18 protein-coding genes and 1 pseudogene are annotated in these 14,438 nt (G+C 35.2%); 10 read left to right on the top strand and 9 right to left on the bottom strand.

Going from position 1 to position 14,438, the window contains the following annotated elements; all coding sequences use genetic code 11:
- The first annotated feature begins 66 nt into the window (after window positions 1-66).
- On the top strand, window positions 67-1,047 hold the full coding sequence (locus K6959_RS02510; protein WP_223087549.1) for a metal-dependent hydrolase: 981 nt from the start codon (window positions 67-69) through the stop codon (window positions 1,045-1,047).
- A gap of 36 nt (window positions 1,048-1,083) precedes the next feature.
- Here the strand turns inward: K6959_RS02510 and K6959_RS02505 are convergent, their stop codons facing one another.
- Window positions 1,084-1,428, bottom strand: a complete 345-nt coding sequence (locus tag K6959_RS02505) for a YfhJ family protein (protein ID WP_309484817.1) — start codon at window positions 1,426-1,428, stop codon at window positions 1,084-1,086.
- 36 nt (window positions 1,429-1,464) lie between these two features.
- Between K6959_RS02505 and K6959_RS02500 the strand changes: the two genes are divergently transcribed.
- Window positions 1,465-1,632: a small, acid-soluble spore protein K gene (locus K6959_RS02500; RefSeq protein ID WP_163240351.1), complete on the top strand. Its 168-nt coding sequence runs from the start codon at window positions 1,465-1,467 to the stop codon at window positions 1,630-1,632.
- 91 nt (window positions 1,633-1,723) lie between these two features.
- Window positions 1,724-1,882, top strand: coding sequence for a YpzG family protein (locus K6959_RS02495; RefSeq protein WP_163240353.1), 159 nt, complete (start codon window positions 1,724-1,726; stop codon window positions 1,880-1,882).
- Window positions 1,883-1,974: 92 nt separating this feature from the next.
- Here the strand turns inward: K6959_RS02495 and K6959_RS02490 are convergent, their stop codons facing one another.
- Window positions 1,975-2,301, bottom strand: a complete 327-nt coding sequence (locus K6959_RS02490) for a YfhH family protein (RefSeq protein WP_163240355.1) — start codon at window positions 2,299-2,301, stop codon at window positions 1,975-1,977.
- A 109-nt stretch (window positions 2,302-2,410) separates the two neighbouring features.
- Window positions 2,411-3,220, bottom strand: a complete 810-nt coding sequence (gene recX, locus K6959_RS02485) for a recombination regulator RecX (protein WP_163240357.1) — start codon at window positions 3,218-3,220, stop codon at window positions 2,411-2,413.
- A gap of 212 nt (window positions 3,221-3,432) precedes the next feature.
- Here recX and K6959_RS02480 point away from each other — a divergent pair, with 212 nt between their 5' ends.
- A complete protein-coding gene (locus tag K6959_RS02480) occupies window positions 3,433-3,615 on the top strand; it encodes a YfhD family protein (protein ID WP_163240359.1) in 183 nt (60 codons plus the stop codon).
- 207 nt (window positions 3,616-3,822) lie between these two features.
- On the opposite strand, the gene K6959_RS02475 is transcribed toward K6959_RS02480, so the two are convergent.
- From K6959_RS02475 to rraA, 3 genes are all read right to left on the bottom strand, one after another.
- The gene (locus K6959_RS02475; protein WP_163240361.1) at window positions 3,823-4,401 is read right to left on the bottom strand and encodes a tetratricopeptide repeat protein; all 579 of its coding nucleotides are present in this window, start codon (window positions 4,399-4,401) and stop codon (window positions 3,823-3,825) included.
- A gap of 203 nt (window positions 4,402-4,604) precedes the next feature.
- Window positions 4,605-5,123 carry a DoxX family protein gene (locus K6959_RS02470; protein WP_163240363.1) on the bottom strand — a complete coding sequence of 173 codons (519 nt, stop codon included), beginning with the start codon at window positions 5,121-5,123 and terminating at the stop codon, window positions 4,605-4,607.
- A 701-nt stretch (window positions 5,124-5,824) separates the two neighbouring features.
- Entirely contained in the window at window positions 5,825-6,304 is a 480-nt protein-coding gene (rraA, locus tag K6959_RS02465; RefSeq protein ID WP_223087547.1) for a ribonuclease E activity regulator RraA, read from the bottom strand.
- Window positions 6,305-6,469: 165 nt separating this feature from the next.
- Here rraA and K6959_RS02460 point away from each other — a divergent pair, with 165 nt between their 5' ends.
- Entirely contained in the window at window positions 6,470-7,630 is a 1,161-nt protein-coding gene (locus tag K6959_RS02460; RefSeq protein ID WP_223087546.1) for a DUF418 domain-containing protein, read from the top strand.
- A 103-nt stretch (window positions 7,631-7,733) separates the two neighbouring features.
- On the opposite strand, the gene K6959_RS02455 is transcribed toward K6959_RS02460, so the two are convergent.
- Window positions 7,734-8,123, bottom strand: a complete 390-nt coding sequence (locus K6959_RS02455) for a hypothetical protein (RefSeq protein ID WP_223087544.1) — start codon at window positions 8,121-8,123, stop codon at window positions 7,734-7,736.
- Window positions 8,124-8,188: 65 nt separating this feature from the next.
- On the opposite strand from K6959_RS02455, the gene K6959_RS02450 reads away from it, so the two are divergent.
- The 5 genes and pseudogenes from K6959_RS02450 (at window position 8,189) to K6959_RS02430 (ending at window position 11,756) form a co-directional block, all read left to right on the top strand.
- Window positions 8,189-8,383 (top strand): hypothetical protein, encoded by a 195-nt coding sequence (locus K6959_RS02450; protein ID WP_223087543.1) that lies wholly within the window; start codon window positions 8,189-8,191, stop codon window positions 8,381-8,383.
- On the top strand, window positions 8,380-8,541 hold the full coding sequence (tnpB, locus tag K6959_RS02445; RefSeq protein WP_262421957.1) for an IS66 family insertion sequence element accessory protein TnpB: 162 nt from the start codon (window positions 8,380-8,382) through the stop codon (window positions 8,539-8,541). Before K6959_RS02450 ends, tnpB (K6959_RS02445) begins: the two co-directional genes overlap by 4 nt.
- The gene (gene tnpB, locus K6959_RS02440; RefSeq protein ID WP_223088286.1) at window positions 8,498-8,734 is read left to right on the top strand and encodes an IS66 family insertion sequence element accessory protein TnpB; all 237 of its coding nucleotides are present in this window, start codon (window positions 8,498-8,500) and stop codon (window positions 8,732-8,734) included. Before tnpB (K6959_RS02445) ends, tnpB (K6959_RS02440) begins: the two co-directional genes overlap by 44 nt.
- 85 nt (window positions 8,735-8,819) lie before the next feature.
- Window positions 8,820-10,388, top strand: a pseudogene (tnpC, locus tag K6959_RS19985) (IS66 family transposase).
- Between the two features lie 414 nt (window positions 10,389-10,802).
- Window positions 10,803-11,756, top strand: a complete 954-nt coding sequence (locus K6959_RS02430) for an endonuclease I family protein (RefSeq protein ID WP_262421873.1) — start codon at window positions 10,803-10,805, stop codon at window positions 11,754-11,756.
- Between the two features lie 147 nt (window positions 11,757-11,903).
- Here the strand turns inward: K6959_RS02430 and K6959_RS02425 are convergent, their stop codons facing one another.
- Window positions 11,904-12,509, bottom strand: coding sequence for a biotin transporter BioY (locus tag K6959_RS02425; RefSeq protein WP_163242644.1), 606 nt, complete (start codon window positions 12,507-12,509; stop codon window positions 11,904-11,906).
- Between the two features lie 310 nt (window positions 12,510-12,819).
- Window positions 12,820-14,436, bottom strand: coding sequence for a carbon starvation CstA family protein (locus tag K6959_RS02420; RefSeq protein ID WP_223087540.1), 1,617 nt, complete (start codon window positions 14,434-14,436; stop codon window positions 12,820-12,822).
- Between the last annotated feature and the right edge of the window lie 2 nt (window positions 14,437-14,438).

Below are 14,438 nucleotides of genomic sequence, written 5' to 3'. Positions count from 1 at the left end.
ATCTTTAAATTTATCATGCTAAAATATATAATTAATATCATTTACATGATTAAAGGAGGCATCCCTTTGGATACTGGTACACATGTTGTAATGGGAATTGCCCTGGGAGGACTTGCTACTCTAGATCCTTCTGTTACAGAAAACTCAGCAACTATAAATAGTGTTCTAATCGCTACAATTGTCGGATCGCAAATTCCCGATATTGATACAGTGCTAAAATTGAAAAACAATGCAACATATATCCGAAATCATCGGGGAGTAACCCATTCAATACCTGCGGTACTTTTATGGCCTCTCTTAATTATTGCTGTCGTCTATCCATTTTTCCCTGAAGCTAATTTATTGCATTTATGGCTATGGACCTTTGCTGCGGTGTTTCTTCACGTTTTCGTTGATATTTTTAACGCATATGGTACTCAAGCGTTAAGGCCTTTTTCATCAAAATGGATTGCTTTAGGAACAATTAATACATTTGATCCTTTTATCTTCTTTATCCATGTAGCGGGATTGATCTTATGGGCTCTCGGAGCTGATCCTGGATATACTTTTGCCGCTATTTATATGATTCTTATTGCTTATTACATTATTCGCTTTCGAATGCAGCGAAAAGTTTACCGTACAGTAAAGGCGATGATTCCTTTTACAAATGAAATTATTATTGCACCGACATTGCGATTTCACCAATGGCGGATTGCTGCAATGAGTGACGAAAATTTTTTTGTCGGAAGAGCAAACAAAAATCGCATAACCATTTACGATAAATTTAATCGTGTGCCTATGCCCAACACACCAGTGTTAGAAGCTGCGAAAAAAGACAAAAATCTGTCTGCGTTTTTATCCTTTTCCCCCGTTTATCGTTGGGAAATAGACAGCTACGATAAGTACTATGAAGTTAGGTTTATTGATTTAAGATATCGAAGCAACGGCCATTATCCTTTTGTTGCCGTCGTTCAGCTTGATCTTAATTTAAATATTATTGTCTCATATACTGGATGGATTTTTAGCGAAGAGAAGCTTCGGAAAAAAACTCGATTTATTCCAGGTTAAACAAAACTGTAACCCCCAAAATTTTCTGGGGGTTATTTAATGCAAAAATCTTTTATCTATGTAAAATAAATGCTCATATTTAGGATTGTTGTAAATAAATTCATGCAATACGTCGCCATATTGTTCAATCCATTGCCGAACAATTCTTTCAGTCACTTCAACACCTCGATCTTCAGTTCCAGACCTTTCATATGTTTCTTCAAAATCATCCCAAAGAAGCTTTACTAATTTCCGTGCTTGTCCATATGAGATATTCTCATTTTTTTCGAGTAATAATCTTGTGAGTCGATTTTGGTAATCATTCACTGTCATCACCTTTTTTCCAATTAATACTTTCGTATTTAAAACATATAGACGCCAATAAAACATCATACTATTCATACGTACAATTTCACATTGTACGTTAAGGAGGTCACCATGCGAAACAAAGACAGCAACTTCCCAAATCAACATAACAATAAATTAGAAGGTGAACCGAGAGCAAAAGCTGAGTTTGCATCAAAACGAGCAGATGGAACAATTAATACCCATCCCCAGGAGCGAATGCGTGCATCAGGTCAGAGGGAAAATGATTCTGTTAAATAATCAGAACGCTTGAATTCCACAATTTTTGTTCGTTCATTTTACTCGTGAAGAACATGCTATACGTATGATTAAACGATCAGGAGGCTTTTGAATGGGCAAAATGAAAAATCAGTTTTTCCAAAACCATTATTCAAATCCTTTTAAATCCCCTTGGTACAGTCCGAAGCATGCAAAAGCTCAAGTAAATGGGGAAACTCAGCAAACGCAGAGTTTAATTATCCTTGAAAACGAAACGAGAAAAAACTCGTAATGTTAAGAGTAAACCAGAGACTTCTTATTCTCTGGTTTACTCTAACTATTGAGATATGCTTATATTCTTAATGATCACGTCAACCATTTCAATTATTTTTTTAAAGCTTTTAACATAGAAATCGGTAAAGCTTCTTCTTCTTGTTTACCACTTAAACGAAAGCCCCAAGCAAAAACACCGTTCAAATAATTAATTTTAAAATACACACCCGGATCGCCGACAATTTCGTAAATTTCATCTTTTTTAAAATCATTAGGATCAGCTAAATAAGCTTTTGCCATTATTACTTTTCTTTCTAAAACAGCAAATTCATTTACCATCCCCATTTGCTCTGCCTTTCTTGCCTTTTCATTTAATTTTGCAATCTCATGGTGTAGTTCATGTTCACTCATCATACTGTAACGCTTGTCCTGCTCCATCATGTAGCACCACCTAATACGATATAAATTATATTATAGTATACTTGAACATTTCTCGACTAACACTATGCTTAAGTTATTTTTCATTTGTAAAGAAGGAGATTGAAGCTTAATTTGATCCAAGTTCTTTTAACAATTGATTGATGAGTTCGATTGAAAATCCTTTTCGGAATAACGCTTGCTTCATTTTTTGTTCGTACTCGTATGAAGGAAGGGTTGAATATCGCTTATGAAACTTAATCCCTTGAATGCGAAGTGCTTCCAATTCTTTTTCGCTTTCGCTTTCTGCCATCGCTTCTTCATTTACGATTGAGATGACTTCTGAACTATATCCCTTTCTTATTAACATTTGCTCAACTTTTAATAAAAGCAGTTTTCGTGAATGCTGTTGATTCTTTTCAACAAATTTATGATACAACTTTGTCGCTTTCTCAATTTGAACCTCTGTCGTAAACTCATCTAGAGCTAAATAAAGATGATGACCTGAAACTCCTTTCTCTTTTAACTCTTTTGATATGATGCAAGGTCCTTTATCAGTTGTTTTCATTTGTGTTCTGACATACGCTTTCGCGAACTTTTCATCATTTAAATATGATAAACCATACAATTTATGAACAACTTCATCAATGACAGGTTTGTTTACATCTTTAGTCTGTAAATAAGCTCTTATTTCATGTTCTGAACGCATTCTTCTCGCTAAATACTTAACGGAAAGATTCAATGCCTTGCTAATCTCATCCGAATACTCAATTTCTGATAACGTTAAATCATCAATTTCTAAACCTTTTTTTAAATTAAATTTAATTAAAACGTCTGCATCTACACTAAAGGCAACCTGCTCACCATGACCAAAATCAAGATATATATTGTATCTTTCAGAATTTTTTTGCTGACTAGTGATTTTTGTAATGACCGCCAAACTGCTCACCTCTCATTTAAATGTAACATATTGTGCATAGTAGAATGGATAGATTCATAATGTGATGTTTAAAAAATATTATTGTCTAAAACTTAAATCTCCGCCCCTTTACATTAGTTGATTAAGCTCAAGGTTATATAAATAAATAAATTTTAATACATTTGGTTAACCTATTACTCATAAATATTCAATTGAAAGGAGTACAAATATAAATGGGACGAGCACATAAACAAAAGGCACGAGATAAAAATAAAGCATCCCTTCCTCAAGTACCTAAACAATTAAAAAAAGCTGATGGAATAGACGAAGAGTATTCACGTGAACTTGCGGATCAGGAAGATTTGAAAGCACAGGCACGAGCAAATGCAGCAAACCAACGTGTGAAAAAAGATTAAAGTGAAATTGTAAGGGCGTGATGCAGTTTACGCTCTTCTTTTTTATATAAACCCCATTAATGGGCTTGCTAAAAAAAGGAGATTTCATTAAATTGAATCGTCTATTTAAAGTCGTTAAAAAAACATGATAAAAGTTAAAAGGACATTTTCATCATTACAGAAGTAATGGGTCCTATTTAATATATTTTCAAAGTGAGTAATGCTCAACTATGAGTCTCTCATACTTTTCACGAAATCAATTGCTTGTTGAGTTGAGTCAAGTAAAGAGCCGTTAGCTTTTAATTTCCTTATTTTAAATGCTTCTAAAAAGCAGTTTTCTGCCTCATCAATTTTTGTTAATTCTAAAAGACATTTGCCCTTATGCTGCAACGCAAAGTCGACATATGAATGTAATGCATTTTCCTTACATTTATCCAAAGCTTTATTAAATATTTTTAATGCTTCCCTATGTTTATGATCGTACTTCAAAGCTTCTCCATAACGAATTAAGGAGACAACTTCCTTAGAAATATTTCCTTCTCTTATTGCTTGTTTTAGACAAAGAGTTAAATAATAGATTGCTTTTTTGGGCTGTCCGTACACTCGATATAAATGACCTAACACTCCACATAAAAAATATTTATCTTCTTCATTGTCTGTTAATTCTTCTAATAAAGTTTCCCCCGCGTTTATAAGTTGTTCTAAAATGAACGGATTCGAACATTTTTCACGCAAGTATTGATTTTTATCAAAAAAAATAATTTCATTTAAAACTGGAAGCTTTTTCTTAAAATCCACAATATTCATTTGTTCCCCCCCTTCTTTTCATTTATTATATATAACTTCTAAACATTCCCCCCTTTATACTTAATAAAAAAAAACATCACTATCAATTTAGTGATGTAAGACTGTTGCCTAAATAAACTCATGAACATCTATGTCAAGCGTTTTCAATCAAACGAAGAAATAAATTTTAATATTAGCTTTGTCTACAATTCGATTTTTTTCATTTAATGGGCATGTGCTCCTTTTGCACCTGTATTCCCTCCGTATCCTCTGCCTCCTTTTCTAAACCGATCTTTTAAATAAGGGATGGCAAATCGGTCAACACCCCAATAATATGCCCCACTTCCAGTTAAAATTAGAATAAATGCCGCTGTAAGTAAAATAGGATTAGTGCTTACTGTTCCTGCCAATAAAAAATTAAGGTTCATGAATGCACCTGCTATTAAAGCTGGAATAGTTGCTGCTCCGATAATAAGGCCAATTCCTACTAATACTTCCCCCCATGCCACTAGGAAACTAAACAGCTCGCTATTTGGCACTGCAAAATTTTCAAGAAAAGCCGCATACCAACCCTGTACAGCTGGATGTTCACCAGTCGCTTTTGCGATAGCTCCTTGCATAAATCCGCCTGCATCAAAATCTCCTGTTACTTTTCCCCAACCAGCTTGTAACCATTGTACACCTAACCAAATTCTTAATACAGTCCAAATAACAGACGCTTGTGGAGTTTTCCACCATCTCATTTTAACTAGCCCCCTCATTTTAAATTGTGATGAATTTCACATTTAAAACAACACTATTTACTTCGTTTTAGGACACAAAGCCGGCCAGCTTTATAAAGAGAGCGAATGGAGAAATCTTTGTGAAGTATTTCACTTTCTCTCTTCACTATTAATATTAATCTTTTCGCATTAACACAGCAACGCTCTTCACAATTTCTTCACAGAAAAGTTTGCTTAATTGTCCAACATGTGAAAAAACTATCTGTAAATATTTCAGACTGTTGTCAGCGAACTGATAAAGAATGACTGTTCTATTTGCTTCGCATCGTGTTTTCAAGCAGGCTTTCGGGTATTTGCTTCATATGGTGGTTTGTCTCTAAACTCAACTATCCACACAGATGTGAATTGTGTGGATAGTTTTTAGTCATTAGATGATTAAACAATTGTTATACAAGTGTTTTTTTAACTTATCATTTTCTTGTGGATAAGTGTATGTTTTTCTGTTGATAATGTTGATAACTTTAAATAAAGCGATAATATTCCACTTTTATATGTGGATATCATTGTTAGTAACTTTTATTTAATGTTGATTTTTTGGCTCATTTCCCTTCTAACAGACGAAACGAAGAAGCAAGCGAGCCTCTATTATCGTTTCATATCGTTAGACTAAAAAAGCGACCCGAGACTATAATTTCGCACGAATACTGTTTAACATTTCCTTGTTAAAAAAGGGGTCTTTCAGCTACAATTACACCATCTTCATCGGCATACACATAACTTCCAGGCTTCCATTCAATCGAACCGAAAGTTACAGCCACATCTCGCTCGCCTTTTCCTGCTTTATTACTTTTCAATGGATTACTCCCTAACGCTAAAATTCCGACATTTAATTGTGCCAACTCAGCAGCATCATGAACACAGCCATTAATAATAACACCTGCTAAACCTCGGCTTTCGGCAATATCACCTAAGCGATCACCTAATAGAGCACAATTTTTTGAACCGCCTCCATCTACAACAAGTACAGAACCTTTATGTACAGTCTGTAATGCTTCTTTCACTAACACATTATCTTCAAAAACTTTTACAGTTACGATCGGACCAAAAAAACGTCTCTTTTTTCCGTAACTCTTAAATTCTGCTCTACATACTTTTAACTCACTTGAAAAATCATCACATAAATCTGCTGTTTTAAAACTCAATGAAATCACTCCTCTTCTTCTTTAACGCATTAAAATATTAATTCGACATTATTTTACACAATCCTTTTTCACGTAAATAAATTTTTCTTTTTTAAAGCTCTATTGAAAGATTTTTGTTAAAATAAAGTAAAACTTCCATCAAAAATAGTTGTAAGGAGACAAACAATGAGTCAATCTGTATTGGGAAAAGAAAGGATTCTCTCTCTCGACATTATTCGCGGCTTTGCAATTTTCGGAATATTTTTAGTGAACATTCCAGCAATGACTGGGCTAGACAGTAACTTAGAACATGCTTTTACTGGAGCGGATAAAACAGTTCGCTTTCTACTAGATTTATTTGTACAAACAAAATTTTACACGATATTTTCCTTTTTATTTGGGATTGGATTTTATATTTTTATGAGTCGAGCTGAAGCAAGGGGGGACAAAGTTTATCTATTGTTTACTCGCCGCCTGGTCATTTTATTTATTTTTGGAGCTCTCCATTATTGTCTTTTTTGGGATGGGGATATTTTACATACATATGCCTTTATCGGTTTTTTTCTACTTATATTTTTTAAACGAAAACCGCTCACGATTTTTATATGGAGTATTATCCTGTTTGCCCTTTATCATTTTAGTCTAAGCTATACGTTGTTTATGCCTGATCACAAGCTATTTGGACAAGAAGAAACAATCGCAACAGCTAATTATTTTTCGGGTTGGCTTGCTGCTGTATCAACGAGGACTGTCTCTTTTTTTACTGATAACATGATTAATCTAATCATTGCCATTCCGGAAATTTTAAGCTTATTTTTACTAGGATTGTTTGTTGGAAAAATAGATTTATTCCGGAAAGTAGCTAAATATAAACAGCAATTTCAAATAATCCAACTTATTTCTTTAAGCTTATCGATTTTATTTTTTATTCCGATCATTATGTTATTTTTTAGCGATAAATCCTATATTTCAATTAAAAATTTCTTTTGGATGACCATTAGTGGGAAAACGCTCGCTATTTTTTATGTAACAACCATTCTATTAGCAACAGAATCCGAAATCGGACAGAAAATTTTAAAGCCTTTTGGCTATGTCGGGCGAATGGCATTTACAAACTATTTATCCCAAACGTTCATCGGTGTTATGATGCTGTCATTATTCGTAAAAAAAACAGCTTCGTTGCCTCTTTGGTCATTAATGTTAATCGTTCTGTTTATTTATGCACTACAAGCATTCTTGAGTAAACGATGGTTAGAAAAATACCAATTTGGGCCGATTGAATGGTTTTGGCGTATCGGTACTTACGGAAAAGTACAATCTATTAGAAGAAAGGTACAGCCAAGCTAAAATGCTAGCTGCAAAGGCTTGTCAGTCGAAGTGCTAGCAGAGGCGGAGCCTGAGATAACGTTAAGCAACAATCTGGGGAGAAGTTATCATCATAGCTTCTCCTTTATATTAAATGTTCAATAACAGAATCTTCACTCGTTCCATCAGGGAATATTGTATATTCATGAATATTACCACTTTCATCTTTATAATAAAGACTAATCCGTGACAATGAATGCCCATCATTTGTAAAAGTGAAAAAAAAAATGTATTGTACTTGATTATTTTTTAATGCTTCAAGATCAACAACATCGTATTCATCGTTATATTCGTACTCATTATTTACACATAGATCATAACGCCACATTTTTTCGTTCCCCATCATACTAGACACTTCATCATAGCCAGTTCCAAATATACTAACAATCTTCTCTGGTGTTAATAAACTAAGTTGCTCAATTAATTGATCCTTATTTTGAATGATACAATGTAAGCCCGAATTCAAACAACGCATATAAAATAGAAGCACCTCCTGGTACGATAAGCGTATCTATTAAAAAAAAAGGAGGTGCTTTTCAAATGCCACAACAAAAATTGACTATTGTCCCCGTTACATTACATACCGAAAACAATAATTCTACTAGTTCAGTTCCAGCTGAGCTTTCCTCAAAACCTGCTTGCATGATTAAAACAGCAGCTGCGGAAATTGCCTTCTTCAACGGCGTAGAGGAGCACGTCATCCAAGCAATCATGAGGGAGTTGAAACATTGGTGAAACATGATTATACGGATGTGAAAAATATCTATATTATCTGTGGGAAAACGGATATGCGGAAGGGGATTGACGGATTGGCTACTCTAATTCAAGATTCTTTTGAATTAGACCCCCCTGGGCGACTCTATATTCTTATTTGCCGGATGGAAGAAAGATAGATATAAATGTCTGTATTTCGATGGGGATGGCTTCGCCATGCTCTATAAACGACTGGACAATGGTAAGCTACAATGGCCTAAAGATGAACAAGCAGTTCGTAATCTATCTCAGAAGGAGCTCAGGTGGTTGCTTGAGGGGTTATCCATTCAGCAGCCAAAGGCCATTCAACCATCGCCAAAAGGCGCGTTCTGAACTTTTTCTACCTATTTTTCCTTTATTTCAAGGTTTAAAATGATTATAATAGGAGTACGAAAATGGACGAAAAGTGGTGAACATTGTGGGAAAAGACTCTTCTTCAAAGGACAAATTAATTCAATTACTTGAAGAACAATTGGCTCATTCGAACCAGCAAAAAAAAGAATTAATGAAGAAGATTGATTCTCTATCACAGCAAGTTCGCCAGCTAACAAAAGCTTTATATGGTTCTAAAACGGAGAAATCTAAATACAATGCGCCAGACGGGGGCAAGCCTCTTTATTTGATGATGACTCGTCTTTTAGCGATTCTGAGCACACAGAAGAACAAAGCCAACAGACGATTTCTTATACTGTTGTACGAAAAGTTCAAAAGAAAAAAAGAAACGATTCATTACATGATGACATTGAAGTAGATGACATTCATCATCATCCAGAAAATACAATCTGTGAGTGTTGCCAAGGGCAAATGATTGAGATCGGCAGCACAATCGTACGTGAAGAGGCAGAATTCATTCCAGCAAGGATGAAGAAAATTCAACACATTGAACATGCTTATGGGTGTACAAAATGTAAGGGGGATTCATCCCAACCAGCGCAAATAAAACGTGGGAAAGCACCACAACCAGTTATTCAACGCAGTATTACTAGTCCCAGTGTACTTGCCAAAGTTATCTATGATAAATTTGTGCAGTACTTACCCCTTCACCGTCAGGTGAAGGAATGGGTTCGTTATGGACTGGATACGAATGACAAAAACCTTTCCAATTGGGTCATTCGTGTAGCAGGTGATTGGCTACTTCCTATCTATGAACGAATGAAAACGATCATGATGGCAAAATCCGTTTTACATATTGATGAAACGTATGCAAAAATTATTAATCGTTCTGACGGTAAACCGGGTCAAGCCAATGCCTATAACTGGGTCTACCGAAGTATACCTTGCCAGGGGCCAACGATAGTTCTATTTCAAAGTTCATTATCACGTGCACGTTCAGTTCTTGAAAGTTTTATTGAAGATTATTCAGGAACGATTATCTGTGATGGTTATTCTGCATATGACAAAATTGAAGGAATCAGCTTTGCGAATTGTTGGGCTCATGTTCGGCGTTATTGGCTAAAAGCAGACAGCAAAAATGGCCGAATTGGTGTGAAGTATTGCGATGATTTGTATCGGCTCGAGAGGAAGTTTAAACATTTTGTCCCCGAGTAAACGTAGAAAAAAAAAACGCAAAAAGTTTTCAAAGCCAATAGTGGAGGAATTCCTTAACTGGGGTTGAAACATCGCCATTCTTCGGAAAAAATGCCCTTGCGAAGGCGGCAGAATATACACTTAATAGAGCTGATGGATTAAAGGCATTCTTATATGATGGCCGGATTGAAATTGATAATAATCCCGCGGAAAATGCCATCCGACCCAATGTCATTGGAAGAAAAAATTGGCTATTTTCGGTCAGCGAAGCTGGGGCAAAAGCCAACGCCATTTGTTTGAGTATCGCAGAAACAGCCAAAAGTAACGGCATCGATTTCTACGAATATATAAAAAAAGCTTTTGACCGATCTACCAAATTGTAGTATCCCATCAAAACCCTGAAATTTTAGATCAATATATGCCATGGTCGAAAATGATCAAGGCAGAATGTAGTAAATAAATGTAGTAAATAAATGAAATTAGCCGTATTTTGACCAAAAAGATCATGAAATACGGTTAATTGTCATGCGCACCAGAAGGTGCGCATATTTTTATAGTTCGGGCTTACGATACAATCATCCTTAACTTTAAAATTAGATTGAGCGCTTGTCTCACCACAAAATAAAACAAACAAACCAATAAGAAAAGGAAAGAATTTATTTCCCACCTTTGTACCCCCTCTATAACCTTTTGAACGAATTTACAACCAGTTAAGACTATAGACTTATTACTCTTTATGACATTTATATAAATAAAATGATATAAATATGACAAAAAATAATGCGTTTAAGAAAAAATGAGCTGTAGCAAGAATTTCGTTCATTTATGTTAAAATGGTGTTACAAGCGAAACGAAGATGATAAGGGAGATCAATATGTTAATAGACCAAAATAATCACGAGACAATTATTTATTATAATTTAAAAGAACTCGAAGAAATGAAAGAAAGAATTAGCCCTGCTCCACTGTCTAAACTAAAAGGAAATCAATATCGAATCGAAACAGACAGTAAACTTTATTATCATTTTAAAGGAGATAAACGTTATATTCGCCGTTATTATAAAAGTATCACTTCTCTTAATATAAATTCTTCGGAACTTTTTGAACGTTTGCACAAACTTGTAAAAAGAACACACCGCAATCGAGTTCCTTATTTTATTAGTAAAGATCAATATTTGTATACTTGGGTAGACTTGCAGCCAAATGGAACAATTAAAAGCATTTATTCTGGAGAGCGAAAAGATCCTAAACAACTAATCGAAGAGGACTACAATATCATTTATAAAAGATATGAAAGCTTCCAACAATTATTGAAACGCAATGGGAAAAAAAACTCAAATATTGAGAAAAAGATGTTAGTCATTACCGGGGAACATAAATTCAATGCTGAGCATATTGTCCCGCAATCATGGTACGGGGCAAAAGAACCGATGAAAGGAGATTTACATCATTTATTCGCTTGTCAACCAGAATGTAATGCAAAACGTTCAAATTACCCTTACGATGATTTTAGTAACTATATTCCTGAATCCCCTGATGAAAAAATTCAAAATCGCTGCGGTGTGACCCAATTTGAACGATTTGAACCTGAATATGGAAAAGGAACCGTTGCGAGAGCAATGTTATATATTTTACTGCGCTATCCTCATATGATCCAGAAATCGTACAGTAAAAAAATAGATATTCAATTACTGTTTCATTGGCATGAAAGATTTCCAGCAACTGTTTATGAATTACATCGAAACAAAGCTATTTTTCATATTCAAGGTAATCGGAACCCATTTATTGATTTCCCACAGTTAGCTAGAAAGGTAGCTTTTAAACTATAAAACTAAAAAACGCGCTGACACAAAATGTCGTTTAGCTGAAAACAACTACAATAAACTTACAATAAAAACGATGGTAACGGATTTAGAAATGAAAAAAAGGGTATCCAATAGGTCGATTTTCGGCTTTTGGATGCCCTTTTTTCTTTTTTACGCAACCCGTTTCTTTGATTTAAGTATCGAAAAGGTCTTATTTATTCGATAGGCCATTACTCCTGCGAAAATCGATAAAACTAGATCCTTTGGAAGCGGCGGCAGCAACATAATCCAAGCAACTTTATAATTAAAACCTTCTGGTGCATCTGCCCAAAGTTTGAATGCTGCATACATCCAATTTGTTCCGATGAAATAATTAACAATAAGTCCAAAAAAAGCTGCCGTAATAAATACAGGAAGCCGCTGACTTCTTTCGACAATTTTTCCAGTAATATATGCTGTAAAAATAAAAGAAATAATAAAGCCAAATGTTGGACTAAGCAGAGAACTAAATCCACCGCTAAAACGAGCAAATACTGGGGCGCCTATAAGCCCTAATAAAGCATATACTGTCATCGAGATAGCACCTAATCGACTACCTAAAAGTGCACCGGCTAAAACAGCAAAAAATGATTGTAATGTAATCGGGACTCCGCCAATCACCAGGAATGGAACGAATGAAGTAATATTTGCTCCTATCATCATTAAAGCGGAAAACATTCCTACGTATGTGATCTCAACTGCTCGCAGTTTCCCCTTTGCTACATTCACACTCTCCATCCAAACTTTCTCCTTTGCTACATAAATTAATAAAGTGAAAAGTTTAGTCAATACCACTTTACTACTAAAGCATAAATGAAAATTAGCATATGTGTCAATTAGTTTTTATTATAAGTTAACATATAATGATATGTACCTATTATTCGAGCTTGTAGACAAAGTCAATTTCCTTGAGATTTGAAAACACTTGTCAATTCGAGCCCGCCATATACCGAGGTGAAAGCGAATAGAACATATTTTTCATGAGTTCGCTTGTCAACAGTCTAGGGCGACATCTTTTTTAAGCTGTCGCCCATTTAATCAAAATCGTTTAAACGTTAATACTTGAATCTTTTGGGTTCGAAGAAGTTAACGACCTCCACGCTTCGATTACAAGAAAAATACACAGAACGAATAAAATAAAAGCAGAAACCATTAAGAAGTAGTTTTCATTGGTAAAATTTGTCTTTATTAATACAAGTAAAGCTGCTAAAGTAATTAAAAACATAAAGATCATCGGAATAATGGCAAACCATGCTCTTACACCTTTTTTAATTAACCAGGCACTAACTGCTAATAGAGCTAAAGCACCGAGCATTTGGTTAGCGGAACCAAATAACGGCCAAACAGCGCTCCATGTTCCTGAAACTGCAAGGGCACCAGCACCAATAACGATAATTCCTGTCGCAATATGATTATTTTGAAGCGCAGGTACTCTTGTTTCGGCAAATTCTTGAACAGCGTATTTTCCAAGACGTGTAGCAGAATCTAATGTTGTCATTAAAAATGCCGATGCGGTTAAGGCAGTAAATGTTGTTGCAGTCGCTTCCGGAATTCCCCAATGAGACATAAAGAAACCGACACCAGCAGAAAATGTTCCAATTGGCCCGTTTAGCTCTGCCATTCTTGCTGCAAAATCAGCTTGAGAAAGATAGGCTACTGCCCCAACTGCGATAATTGCTAAAAATCCTTCTAATAACATCCCACCATATGTTATAAATCTTCCATTTCTTTCATTATCCAATTGCTTCGCAGTTGTTCCTGAAGAAACGAGAGAATGAAATCCTGAAACTGCTCCACAAGCAATCGTAATAAATAAAATAGGAAACATATACCCTAATGTATCATTATGGAATCCAGTGAAGCCTGCCATTTTAATAGTTGGATTAGCAAATATAATTCCTAAAGCGGCTCCGCCAATCATTCCATAAAGTAAAAAGGCATTTAAATAATCACGCGGTTGCAATAAAATCCATACTGGCATTACAGAAGCAAGATAAGCATAAATAAGTAAAATAATGACCCAAGTCGTTCCGCTTAATTGTAAAGGATAATTAAGTCCAGCCCAAACACTTCCTAACATTGCAATAACACCTAAAACACTCGCAAGAACAAAATTCATCCGTAACTGATTGACGACAAAACCAAAAATAATTGCAACGCCAATAAATAATACTGAAGCAGTTGCCGCCTCAGGTACTGCAACAAATGTATCTCGAACGAGAATAATGAAAACACCGACAATGAGGGCTAACGTAGCAATTGAAAATGCCAAAAATAATGTTTGCCCCCGTTTTCCAATATACTCTTTAATGATCGTCCCGATTGATTGAGCTTTATGGCGAATAGAAGCTTGCAATGAAGCATAGTCATGTACACCACCGATAAAAATACTGCCGATAATAATCCAAAGGACAGCAGGAATCCACCCAAATACAACAGCTGAAATTGGTCCGACAATTGGTCCCCCGCCTGCGATCGTAGCAAAATGGTGCCCTAATAACACAGGTTTTTTAGCAACGACATAATCAACTCCATCTGCCATCGTATTAGCGGGGGTGGGACGGTTTGGATCTACGCCTAGCTTTCTATCAAGATACTTTCCGTAAGTAAAATAGGCGATAATAAAAATAACGCCCGCTATCATAAGAAGTGTTAGTAAATTCATGA

Origin of the sequence: Bacillus aquiflavi (assembly GCF_019915265.1) — a bacterium.
GTDB lineage: Bacteria > Bacillota > Bacilli > Bacillales > Cytobacillaceae > Bacillus_BT > Bacillus_BT aquiflavi.
The sequence above is the reverse complement of the archived record's forward strand: the minus strand, read 5'-3'. Positions and strand labels throughout refer to the sequence as shown.

Bases quoted from the DNA above. Each gene is read 5' to 3' on its own strand.
- K6959_RS02505 (WP_309484817.1), bottom strand. From the start codon at position 1,428: ATGAATAGTATGATGTTTTATTGGCGTCTATATGTTTTAAATACGAAA.
- K6959_RS02500 (WP_163240351.1), top strand. From the start codon at position 1,465: ATGCGAAACAAAGACAGCAACTTCCCAAATCAACATAACAATAAATTA.
- K6959_RS02495 (WP_163240353.1), top strand. From the start codon at position 1,724: ATGGGCAAAATGAAAAATCAGTTTTTCCAAAACCATTATTCAAATCCT.
- K6959_RS02490 (WP_163240355.1), bottom strand. From the start codon at position 2,301: ATGGAGCAGGACAAGCGTTACAGTATGATGAGTGAACATGAACTACAC.
- K6959_RS02480 (WP_163240359.1), top strand. From the start codon at position 3,433: ATGGGACGAGCACATAAACAAAAGGCACGAGATAAAAATAAAGCATCC.
- K6959_RS02475 (WP_163240361.1), bottom strand. From the start codon at position 4,401: ATGAATATTGTGGATTTTAAGAAAAAGCTTCCAGTTTTAAATGAAATT.
- K6959_RS02470 (WP_163240363.1), bottom strand. From the start codon at position 5,123: ATGAGATGGTGGAAAACTCCACAAGCGTCTGTTATTTGGACTGTATTA.
- K6959_RS02460 (WP_223087546.1), top strand. From the start codon at position 6,470: ATGAGTCAATCTGTATTGGGAAAAGAAAGGATTCTCTCTCTCGACATT.
- K6959_RS02455 (WP_223087544.1), bottom strand. From the start codon at position 8,123: ATGCGTTGTTTGAATTCGGGCTTACATTGTATCATTCAAAATAAGGAT.
- K6959_RS02450 (WP_223087543.1), top strand. From the start codon at position 8,189: ATGCCACAACAAAAATTGACTATTGTCCCCGTTACATTACATACCGAA.
- K6959_RS02430 (WP_262421873.1), top strand. From the start codon at position 10,803: ATGTTAATAGACCAAAATAATCACGAGACAATTATTTATTATAATTTA.
- K6959_RS02425 (WP_163242644.1), bottom strand. From the start codon at position 12,509: ATGGAGAGTGTGAATGTAGCAAAGGGGAAACTGCGAGCAGTTGAGATC.
- K6959_RS02420 (WP_223087540.1), bottom strand. From the start codon at position 14,436: ATGAATTTACTAACACTTCTTATGATAGCGGGCGTTATTTTTATTATC.